The following is an 11736-nucleotide window of genomic DNA, read 5'->3' as shown; positions in this document are numbered from 1 at the left end:
ATCATTTTAAGTTCCCTTGCATGTTGAGTTTCCTTGTATAAATTCGGTGGCCACTTGTCCGCGTCCCGGGATGGGGAGGACGGATGCTTGTGGGAAATCTTTGAGCAGACAGTCTGCCGGATGGATGTCCGGATAGAATTTCTTCAATAGGAACAGGCTGGGACCGGTGGTGATGCTTCCTATAAAGACGGAGGCGTCCATCAATATCTGTATTGAGGAAAGGAAACGTGCCATTTGTTTCTGTTTCAGCTCTTTGGTGGTTTGTGTGAAGGTGCTGTTGACATAGCCTTTTTCGTCGGGGCTGCAAAGGGTGTACCAGTGTATGTCCGGGGCAAGGGTTTTCACTTGTTCGAAAAGGCGGTAATCGTCCGTTAATACAAAGACGTCGCGTATGGCGGTCTTTTCTTTAATAAGCCGTATGTAGTGTTCCGGTGGAAGCAGGTTGGTTTCGGTGATTTTGTCTCCTCCCCGTATCTGGCATCCTGCGTATTGGGGTGGGAGTTGCAGGTCGGCGGCACATTGGCGACATTCCTGTGCGGTGGTGTCGTTGAGTTTCCAGGTGATTTCTGTCAGTTTTTGGAAGGTATGGAGATAGTCGCCGTCTATTCCCAGTTCGGGAATATGGAAATGCTGATTGGGGTTGAATGTCAGTTGAAAGTTGAGCAAGACCGGTTTGCCGTATGTGAAAAAGGCAATCGTTTTTCCGATGATGTTCTTACAGGTTACTTTCAGTTTCCATTTCAGTAACTTCGTCTTAGGCAGCTTTTTGTCTTTCATCAATGCTTGCCAGGAGGGGAGGCGATGGGTGTTATAGGTGTGATGAAACGGTTCGTGCACTTGCTCGCAGAAGGAGGCGAAACAATCTTCCCAACCTTTTTCCCATCCGAAGTTGGCGTCGTCGGAGTAAAGCTTGAACTGTATTTTATGTTGCAGGCAATAAAGTATTGCGTGAAGCATATAGGTATATTCGGTGAAGAAACCGGCATCTATGCCTATGTGATAAATCATCGTCTTTTTGAAAGAACTATTCAGAAGGCGGTATCGGGTGGCAAGGTCATTTGGGTTCATGTGTCTTCTTTTTGATGAAATATTGGATGCTTTCTTTAAAAGTAACCGATCGGCTGCCCCACATGGCTGCTACGTAGAGTGCTGCAGCAAGCACTATCTTGCTTGCCAGGCGGAGATAAATATTCTCGATGGAGCGGGTGGTGTAATAGGTGATTACCATAACCGTAGCCGCAATGGCAGCATAAGGAAGTATGTCCATCAAGGCATGGCGAAGCTTCAATCCTATTTCCTGCCATACGAAGTAGTGCCATGTCAGTAGCCACAATATATTGATGGATACATAGACGGTGAGCATGGTAAAGATCCCATAAGAGTGGGCTAATAGAACGCTTGACAGTAAGATGATGCCGAGTGCTATGGTGTTCCACATATAGATGCGGGATTTTCCTTTACTGATAATCAGTTGTTGATAGAGGTATGCGATGGGAGCAAAGGCTCCGCTGATACACAGTATTTGCATGATTGATATGCTGGAATACCACTTGTCGGTGATGGTGATGATAATCAGCTCTTCCGATACGATTCCCAATCCCAACATGGCGGGAAACGAGACAAAAGCGGTGAAACGCAGCATTTTGCGGAATACCCGTTTTTGCCGTTCAAGGTCGTCGGACACTTTGGTGAGTACCGGTTGCGCTACTCCGTTTATCATGCCGGAGATGAAGAGTTGTCCCATGCCGCACCATTTATTGGCTTGGTTGTAATATCCTACTTCTTTTTCGCTGTAGAATTTACCCAGTATCACGGAAAACAGATTGTTGTTGATGTGATTGAATACATTGGTAACCAGTAGTTTCCCACTGAATCCGAACATTTCCTTAATCGGGGTGAAGTTGAATTGCAAGCTCGGTCGCCAACGGGTGAAATGCCAGTAACAGGCTGTGTTGATGGTTACGTAAACGATGCTTTGCGTAGCAATACCCCAATAAGAGAAACCAAAGTAGGCGAGAGTGACTCCGGTGATTCCGGACACGGTGAGCCCGATAACCGAAGATAATGCCCGCTGTTTGACCATCAGGTTACGCAGGAGATAGGCGCTGTGGGATATTCCCAGACTGGCAATGAAGAAGCCGATAAAAGAATAACGTGCCAGTGGTGTCAGTTCGGGAGTATCGTAAAAGTCAGCGATAAGCGGTGCACAGAGGAATAACAGCAGGTACAGCGACAGACTGATGGCCGCGTTGAACCAGAATACGGCATTGTAATCATTGTGCGTCACTTCTTTCTTATTAACAAGGGCAGCTGTGAAACCACTTTCCTGTATCGAACTGGCAATGAGGGAGAAGATGGCCAACATTCCCACCATTCCATAATCTGACGGAGTGAGCAATCGCGCGAGGAATATTCCGAAAAGCAGATTTAGCAATTGCTGTATGCCGTTGCTGAATCCTCCCCAAAATAGTCCTTTGGCTGTCTTTTCTTTTAGTGACTGATTCTCGCTCATATTATTTGCAAAGAATACATGAAAAGGCTATGCGTGATGATAGCTTTTCATGTATTCCCTATTCTAGTTTTATTATTTTACTTCGCTACCCGGCTTCACTTCACGTCCCGGCATGATAACTGCCAGACTGCCGTCATTGTTTTCGGCACTTAGAATCATGCCTTCGCTGACGATACCTTTCAGTTTGCGCGGAGCAAGGTTGGCGATGAAGCAAACCTGTTTGCCTACCAGTTCTTCCGGTTGATAATGCTTGGCAATACCCGATACGATGGTACGTGTTTCCAGTCCGTCGTCGATTTTGAATTGCAGCAATTTATCCGCTTTCGGCACTTTCTGACATTCAAGAATGGTACCTACGCGGATATCCAGTTTCTCAAAATCCTCGAAGGCAACGTTTGCCCGGATAGGATTGGCTTTGTAGTTGGCTTCCTCGTTTGCTTTCTTTGTATCGAGCAATTTTTGTACCTGTGCTTCGATAGTAGCGTCTTCAATCTTCTCGAACAATAATTCCGGTTTGTTCAACTGGTGGCCTACGGGAAGAAGGTCGTCACGTCCCAGTTCAGACCATTCGAAAGTATCCATGTTCAGCATTTTGCGGAGTTTTTCCGAGCTGAACGGCAGGAACGGGTCGAAGGCGATGGCAAGGTTGGCAACCAGTTGCAGGGAAATGTTGAGGATGGTTCCTACACGTTCCATATCTGTCTTAGCCAGTTTCCACGGTTCGGTGTCGGCCAGGTATTTGTTTCCGATACGTGCCAGATTCATGGCCTCTTTCTGTGCATCGCGGAATTTGAATACGTCGAGCAGTTTTTCTACTTCTGCTTTCACGTCTGCGAATTCTTTCAGCGTTTCTTTGTCGTAGTCGGTCAGTTCGCCCTGTGCGGGTACGCGACCGTCGAAGTATTTTTGAGTCAGCACCATTGCACGGTTTACGAAGTTGCCGTATACGGCTACCAGTTCATTGTTATTGCGTGCCTGGAAGTCTTTCCAGGTGAAGTCGTTGTCTTTCGTTTCCGGTGCGTTGGCGGTTAGTACGTAGCGGAGTACGTCTTGCTTTCCGGGGAAATCAGCCAGATATTCGTGCAACCATACGGCCCAGTTGCGGGAAGTAGAGATCTTGTCTCCTTCGAGGTTGAGGAATTCGTTGCTCGGCACGTTGTCCGGCAGGATATAGCTGCCTTCTGCTTTCAGCATGGCGGGGAATACGATGCAATGGAATACGATATTATCTTTTCCGATGAAGTGAATCAGACGCGTTTCAGGATCTTTCCACCATGTTTCCCAGCTGTCGGGAAGAAGTTCTTTGGTGTTGGAGATGTATCCGATCGGAGCGTCAAACCATACATAGAGCACTTTCCCTTCTGCTCCTTCTACGGGAACAGGGATACCCCAATCAAGGTCACGGCTCACGGCACGTGGTTGCAGACCCATGTCGAGCCAGCTTTTGCATTGACCGTATACGTTCGGACGCCATTCTTTGTGATCTTCCAGAATCCATTTGCGCAGCCATGCTTCGTGTTTGTCGAGAGGAAGATACCAGTGTTTGGTTTCTTTCATCACCGGCTTGCTACCGCTGATAGCACTTTTCGGGTTGATAAGATCTGTAGGAGAAAGCGAGGTTCCGCACTTTTCGCATTGGTCGCCGTAAGCGCCTTCCGAATGGCAGTGAGGACATTCTCCGGTGATATAACGGTCGGCAAGGAATGTTTTTGCTTCCTCGTCGTAATATTGTTCGGACGTTTTTTCGATAAATTCGCCTTTGTTGTACAATGTTTTGAAGAAATCCGAAGCCAGTTGGTGATGCGTCGGTGAAGTGGTGCGGCTATACACGTCGAATGAGATACCGAATTCTTCGAATGATTTTTTAATCAGCGAATGGTAGCGGTCTACTACATCCTGTGGAGTAATTCCTTCTTTCTTGGCACGGATGGTGATAGGTACTCCGTGTTCGTCTGAACCTCCGATGAATAATACATCTTCTTTTTTCAGACGCAGATAGCGCACATAGATATCTGCCGGCACGTATACACCCGCTAGGTGACCGATATGGACAGGACCGTTCGCATACGGCAGTGCCGATGTGACGGTGGTTCTTTTGAATTTCTTTTCCATTATATAGTGTGATTTTTGTTGTTTTCAGCTTTGCAATGTGCAAAGATAGTGACTTTTCACCACAGATTACACGGATTAACACAGATTTTTCATTCTCATAGCCGTGGTTGTCTCATAAGAATGATGTAAACTTGATAGCTATTCTAACATAAAGCTATTTGCTGATATGTTGGATTTATTCTCACATGTTCTGTTTTTAAGATTAAAATAAAATATTAGTATCTAAATTTCGTTCTAATAAAATAAATGCTGTATAAGATATTGCAAGAATATGCAGAGATAACTAGGTGGCTTTGAATATAAATAAGCAAATATGTATAATTATTGGCAGAATTGAATACCGTTCCTTTTAAAGGAAGCTTCTGTTGCTTTTAAAGGAACGATTCATTGGTTAGAGAGAAACATGTTTTTGCTTTTAAACAAAGGGATAAAAGAGTCTTTTGGGTACAGATTTTCTTCTGGTTGCTCCTGAAATAGTGAGATGCTAATGGTGTTAATTTGAAATGTGGAATTGAGATAATCGATCCTTTTTTATATATAATCTCTTTGAACTATTAATTTAATTCGTTTTAATCTCTATTTCGTGTGAATTTGAAATTTACAAATGGTCTCTCTTTCCTTTTTTTGATACATATTGATCTTTGTGGCGTATATTCCAAATTCTCCATCAGTTTTATATCCGTTTTTTCTGCATAAAAAAAATTTCATCCCTGATGATCAGAATTTCATGAAGAGATGACAGCTTCACTTTTCAAAAAGTTAGTATAATCTATTTGTAATCTTAATCTTTTTCTTTTTTACAGTCTGTTTTTATATACAATTCTTCCCTTTTTCTTTCTTTTTTCTCATAAGAAAGAATATATTTGTATTTAAGTTAAACGAAAACCAAAGCATGATATGATAACAACCCAGTTGCTTCGTCCTGAAAGCATTGTTGTAGTAGGGGCATCGAATAATGTGCATAAGCCGGGTGGCGCAATATTAAAGAATTTGATAAACGGAGGTTATCAGGGAGAACTTCGGGCGGTGAATCCGAAGGAGAAGGAGGTGCAGGGAGTTCCCGCTTTTGCTGATGTGAATGATCTGCCGGATACGGATCTGGCGGTGTTGGCTGTGCCTGCTTCAATGTGTCCTGATATAGTGGAAACATTGGCTAGTAAGAAACAGACCAGAGCATTTATCATACTTTCGGCAGGTTTTGGTGAAGAGACTCACGAAGGGGCATTGTTGGAAGAACGCATTCTGGAAACAGTCAATAAATACGGGGCCTCATTGATTGGACCTAATTGTATCGGATTGATGAATACATGGCATCATAGCGTGTTTAGCCAGCCAATTCCTAATTTGAATCCGAAAGGGGTGGATTTGATTTCCAGTTCCGGTGCTACGGCGGTATTTATTCTGGAAAGTGCTGTGACAAAAGGTTTGCAATTTAATTCTGTCTGGTCGGTGGGAAATGCCAAGCAGATCGGGGTAGAAGATGTATTGCAATTTATGGATGAAAACTTTGATCCTGAAAAAGATTCCCGTCTGAAACTACTTTATATTGAAAGTATTCAGAATCCGGACCGGTTGTTATTTCATGCCTCCTCTTTGATTCGAAAAGGATGCAAGATTGCAGCAATCAAAGCTGGCAGTTCGGAGAGCGGAAGCCGGGCGGCATCTTCTCATACAGGCGCAATTGCCAGTTCCGATTCGGCAGTGGAGGCTTTGTTCCGTAAAGCGGGGATTGTGCGGTGCTTCTCCCGTGAGGAATTGACTACCGTAGGTTGCGTGTTTACTTTGCCCGAATTGAAAGGAAAGAATTTTGCCATTATCACCCATGCCGGAGGGCCGGGAGTGATGCTGACAGATGCGTTGAGTAAAGGCGGGCTGAATGTTCCTAAACTGGAAGGAGAAATAGCCGAAGAACTAAAAGCTCAACTGTTCCCCGGTGCTGCCGTCGGGAATCCTATTGATATTCTGGCTACCGGAACACCGGAGCATCTGCGTCTTTGCATTGACTACTGCGAGGAGAAACTCGACAATATAGACGCCATGATGGCCATCTTCGGAACTCCGGGACTGGTTACCATGTTTGAAATGTATGATGTGCTTCATGAGAAGATGCAGACTTGCAAGAAACCAATTTTTCCCATCCTTCCTTCTATTAATACAGCCGGGGCAGAGGTTGCCGCCTTCCTGGCAAAAGGACACGTGAATTTTGCAGATGAGGTGACCTTGGGCACTGCTCTTTCCCGTATTGTCAATGTTCCTAAACCGGCAGTTCCTGAAATTGAACTGTTCGGAGTAGATGTACCGAGGATTCGTCGCATTATCGATTCTATTCCGGAGAATGGCTATATTGCTCCCAATTACGTACAAGCATTACTGCATGCTGCCGGTATTCCGCTGGTAGATGAGTTTGTTTCCGATAATAAAGAGGAGATAGTAGCCTTTGCCCGTCGGTGCGGATTCCCGGTAGTTGCCAAAGTCGTTGGTCCTGTGCATAAATCGGATGTCGGTGGTGTAGTTCTGAACATCAAAAGCGAGCAACATCTGGCACTGGAATTCGAACGTATGATGCAGATTCCTGATGCAAAGGCAATTATGGTACAGCCGATGCTGAAAGGTACGGAACTGTTTATCGGTGCAAAGTATGAAGAGAAGTTCGGTCATGTGGTACTTTGCGGTTTGGGAGGTATTTTTGTGGAGGTGCTGAAGGATGTGTCTTCCGGTCTGGCTCCGCTTTCCTACGAAGAAGCCTACTCAATGATTCATTCGCTGCGTGCCTATAAAATCATTCAGGGAACACGGGGACAAAAAGGAGTCAACGAAGATAAGTTTGCTGAAATTATTGTTCGTTTGTCCACTTTGTTACGCTTCGCTACAGAAATCAAAGAAATGGATATAAATCCGCTTTTAGCTACGCAAAAGGCAGTTATAGCAGTTGACGCGCGTATCAGGATAGAAAAATAGGACTATTCTTTCATTCATTGAGACATATTTACTATCTTTCCGCTGTGATTTTGCCTACATTTGGTAACTCAAACGGAAAGATAGAAAACACGTATGTTTATGAAGAAAGTTCTAATACTTTTGATCTGTTTAATAGGCTATCAGATAGGCTGCCATGCACAAATGGCGGACGAACATTACTATTTTAAAAATCTTAGTGTACAAAACGGATTATCCCAGAATACGGTCAATGCAATTTTGCAGGACAGACAAGGTTTTATGTGGTTCGGTACAAAAGATGGCTTGAATAGATATGACGGTTTGTCATTCCGTAGATTCAAACATGATGACCGTACGCGGTGGAGCATCGGTAATAATTTTATCACAGCACTTTATGAAGATGCGAAAGGAGATATCTGGGTAGGTACCGATGTAGGACTTTATATCTATCATCCTGAAAAAGATTCTTTCCGGCACTTTGCCGAATTGAGTGAGGAAAACACTAAAATAGAACATACTGTAACTGCAATTTCCGGAGACAACAAAGGATGTGTCTGGGTGGCGGTAGAATCACAGGGGTTATTTTGTTATGACCTGGAGGAAGGAAAACTCCGGAACTATACATTAAAGAATTTTTCTTTTCTTACCACCAATATCCAGTCTTTTGTCTTCGATAATAGCGGAACTCTCTGGATCGGTTGCTATGGTGACGGGCTTTTTTATTCGAAAGACCGTTTAAAAACTCTTCAGCCTTATGTTTCGCCCGTAGATAATCGGGAAATCTATGCCAATGATGTCGTGACATCTCTGGTGAGAGGAGCATATAATTGTCTATATGTAGGTTCTTTAAAAGGAGGAGTGAAAGAGTTGAACCTGACTTCCAACAAACTGCATGACTTGCTTTCGGAGGATGAAAGTGGAGAGTCTGTTTTTTGTCGTGAACTGCTGGTTGCTTCTGACAATGAATTGTGGATTGGTGCAGAATCGGGACTTTATATTTATAATCTCCGGACGGCCAAATATGTTCATTTGCGCAGCTCGATTAACGATCCTTATTCTTTGTCCGATAATGCTATCTATTCATTGTGCAAGGATCGTGAGGGCGGCATTTGGATCGGTTCTTATTTTGGCGGTGTGAACTACTATCCGCGTTTTTATACGTATTTCGAAAAATATTATCCGAAAGGAACAGATAATGGTTTGCATGGAAAACGGGTACGTGAGTTCTGCCTGGATAATCAGGGTATTCTGTGGATTGGTACGGAAGACGGTGGTTTGAACCGTTTCAATCCGAGGACCAAGACTTTCTCCTTTTTTACACCTAGCAGTGCTTTTACAAATGTGCATGGGTTGTGTTTGATTGATAATTATCTTTGGGTAGGAACCTTCTCAAAAGGAGTGAAAGTGGTGGATACGCATACAGGGGCTATTGTGAAAACCTATCAGAAAACAGATTCTCCCCGTTCATTGATAGACAATAGTGTGTTCTCTATTTGCCGTACAACGACAGGTGATATTTATCTGGGAACTTTATTCGGCTTGCTCCGATATAATAAACAGTCTGATGATTTCGACCGGATACCGGAACTGAACGGCAGGTTTGTATATGATATAAAGGAAGATTCCGGCGGTAATCTATGGCTGGCAACTTATGCAAATGGAGCTTATTGCTACAATGTGAGCGAAAAGAAATGGAAGAACTATTTGCACGATGAAAATAATCCGAAGAGCCTTCCGTATGACAAAGTATTGAGCATCTTTGAAGACTCTCACCGGCAAATCTGGCTGACTACCCAAGGAGGAGGGTTCTGTCGTTTTCAGCCGGAAACAGAAACATTCGTCAATTATAATTTGTCTGCCGGATTGCCGAACGATGTTGTATACCAGATTGTGGAGGACAAAGATGGATTTTTGTGGTTGACAACTAACAACGGTCTGGTTTGCTTCCGACCTACCACTGGAGTGATGAAAGTATATACCACCTCCAATGGTTTGTTGGGCGATCAGTTTAATTATCGTTCAAGCTTTGAGACCGAGGATGGTACGATCTATTTGGGTAGCATTGATGGTTTTATCGCTTTTAATCCTAAGAATTTCTCGGAGAATAAGTTCATTCCGTCTGTTGCCATTACTGATTTCTTCCTGTTTGGTAAGGAGGTATATGCCGGCGAACCGGGATCTCCGTTGGAGCAGAGTATAACTTTCTCCGACCAGCTTGTGCTTCAATCCAATCAGAACTCTTTTTCTTTCCGTGTAGCAGCATTGGATTTCCAGGCTCCGAAAACGAGCCGGATTATGTATAAACTGGAGGGCTTTGATACGGATTGGCTGACGGTTGGCGAAAGCCCTATCGTTACTTATTCCAATCTTCGTTATGGTGATTATACTTTCCGGGTGAAGATTGCTAACAGTGATGGTATATGGAGTGACAACGAAGTGTCATTAGGGCTACATATTCTTCCTCCTTTCTATCTCTCTATATGGGCGTATTGTGTGTATGCTTTGCTGATTATCGGCTGTTCCCTGTATACGGTTATGTACTTCAAGAGACGTAGTAACAGCAAGCACCGCAGGCAGATGGAGAAATTCGAGCAGGAGAAAGAGCGTGAAGTCTACCATGCAAAGATTGATTTCTTTACGAATGTGGCCCATGAGATACGTACACCGTTGACGCTGATTAAAGGTCCATTGGAAAACATTATATTGAAGAAACAGGTCGATGCGGAAACGCGGGAAGACTTGAATGTAATGAAGCAGAATACAGAACGGCTGTTGAACTTGACTAATCAGTTGCTTGACTTCCGTAAAACGGAAAGTCAGGGATTCCGTTTGAATTTTGCGAAATGCAATGTAACGGAGGTATTGAAAGAGACTCATGTGCGTTTTACTTCTCTTGCCAAACAGAAAGGCCTGGAGTTCACCTTGCAAGTGCCTGAAAAGGACTTCTATGCACATGTGAACCGGGAAGCGTTTACGAAGATTATCAGTAATCTGTTGAATAATGGGGTGAAGTATGCTGAAAGCTATGTACACATATCTTTGGAAGTGCCGGAAACGGATGATAACAATTCATTCTGTATTCGTACGGAAAATGATGGAGTGATTATTCCCAATGAGATGAAGGAGGAAATATTCAAGCCTTTCGTTCGTTTCAATGAAAAAGAAGACGGAAAGGTGACTACCGGAACTGGAATCGGCCTGGCTCTTTCCCGTTCATTGGCCGAGTTGCATCAAGGGACACTGGCTATGGGAGAAGGAGAGAAAAACAATACTTTCTGTCTGACCTTACCGATTGTTCAGGATATGACAATTACCTTGACTCCGGAACCGGAAGGTGAAGTAGACAAGATGAGTGAGATTCCTGCCGGGGAGCCGGAAAAGAAAGATAACCGACCTACAGTGCTGGTTGTGGAAGACAATCCGGATATGCTTGCCTTTGTAGTGCGCCAGCTGTCGAAAGAATATACAGTATTGACTGCTACCAATGGTGCGGAAGCGTTGCAAGTGTTGGACGGCAATTATGTGAACTTGGTGGTTAGTGATGTTGTGATGCCTGTGATGGATGGTTTTGAATTGTGTAAGACGATTAAGTCGGATTTGAATTATAGCCATATCCCCGTCATCCTGTTGACTGCGAAGACAAATATCCAGTCTAAGATAGAAGGAATGGAGTTGGGGGCCGATGCTTATCTGGAGAAGCCTTTCTCTGTGGAATACTTGCAGGCTTGTGCTTCCAGCCTTATCCAGAACAGGGAGAAATTGCGTAAGGCTTTTGCACAGTCTCCTTTTGTGGCAGCCAATACGATGGCGTTGACGAAGGCCGATGAAGATTTTATAAAGAAGCTGAACGAGGTGATTCAAATGAATTATAGTAATCCGGAATTTAGTATGGATGATATGGCGGATAGCTTGAATATGAGCCGTTCCAATTTCTATCGGAAGATAAAAGGAGTGCTGGATTTGAGCCCGAATGAATATCTTCGTCTGGAACGTTTGAAAAGAGCTGCCCAATTATTGAAAGAGGGAAAAAACCGGGTGAATGAGATTTGCTACATGGTAGGATTCAATTCTCCGTCTTATTTTGCCAAGTGTTTCCAAAAACAATTTGGAGTGCTACCAAAAGATTTTGTAAGTTAATATTGATTTAGAGCTATAAAGATAAGGTAAAAAGGAAC

The 11736-nt window shown here is 43.8% G+C and carries 5 protein-coding genes; 2 read left to right on the top strand and 3 right to left on the bottom strand.

Annotated features, from left to right (window positions below; genetic code table 11):
* Positions 1–6: 6 nt before the first annotated feature.
* The 3 genes from NXV01_RS03265 to metG all read right to left on the bottom strand — a co-directional run bounded on the left by NXV01_RS03265 (position 7) and on the right by metG (position 4624).
* Entirely contained in the window at positions 7–1068 is a 1062-nt protein-coding gene (locus NXV01_RS03265) for a hypothetical protein (RefSeq protein WP_259021701.1), read from the bottom strand.
* On the bottom strand, positions 1055–2512 hold the full coding sequence (locus tag NXV01_RS03260) for a lipopolysaccharide biosynthesis protein (protein ID WP_259021700.1): 1458 nt from the start codon (positions 2510–2512) through the stop codon (positions 1055–1057). Before NXV01_RS03260 ends, NXV01_RS03265 begins: the two co-directional genes overlap by 14 nt.
* A gap of 72 nt (positions 2513–2584) precedes the next feature.
* Positions 2585–4624, bottom strand: coding sequence for a methionine--tRNA ligase (metG, locus tag NXV01_RS03255; protein WP_217720908.1), 2040 nt, complete (start codon positions 4622–4624; stop codon positions 2585–2587).
* A gap of 897 nt (positions 4625–5521) precedes the next feature.
* On the opposite strand from metG, the gene NXV01_RS03250 reads away from it, so the two are divergent.
* Both NXV01_RS03250 and NXV01_RS03245 read left to right on the top strand, forming a co-directional pair.
* Entirely contained in the window at positions 5522–7582 is a 2061-nt protein-coding gene (locus NXV01_RS03250; protein WP_195649376.1) for an acetate--CoA ligase family protein, read from the top strand.
* Between the two features lie 99 nt (positions 7583–7681).
* Positions 7682–11698, top strand: coding sequence for a two-component regulator propeller domain-containing protein (locus NXV01_RS03245; RefSeq protein ID WP_259021699.1), 4017 nt, complete (start codon positions 7682–7684; stop codon positions 11696–11698).
* Positions 11699–11736: the final 38 nt, after the last annotated feature.

The sequence above is a fragment of the Bacteroides sp. BFG-606 genome (assembly GCF_024788145.1).
Lineage (GTDB): Bacteria > Bacteroidota > Bacteroidia > Bacteroidales > Bacteroidaceae > Bacteroides > Bacteroides vicugnae.
Note: the sequence above shows the minus strand (reverse complement) of the source record. Positions and strands in the feature narration are given on the sequence as shown.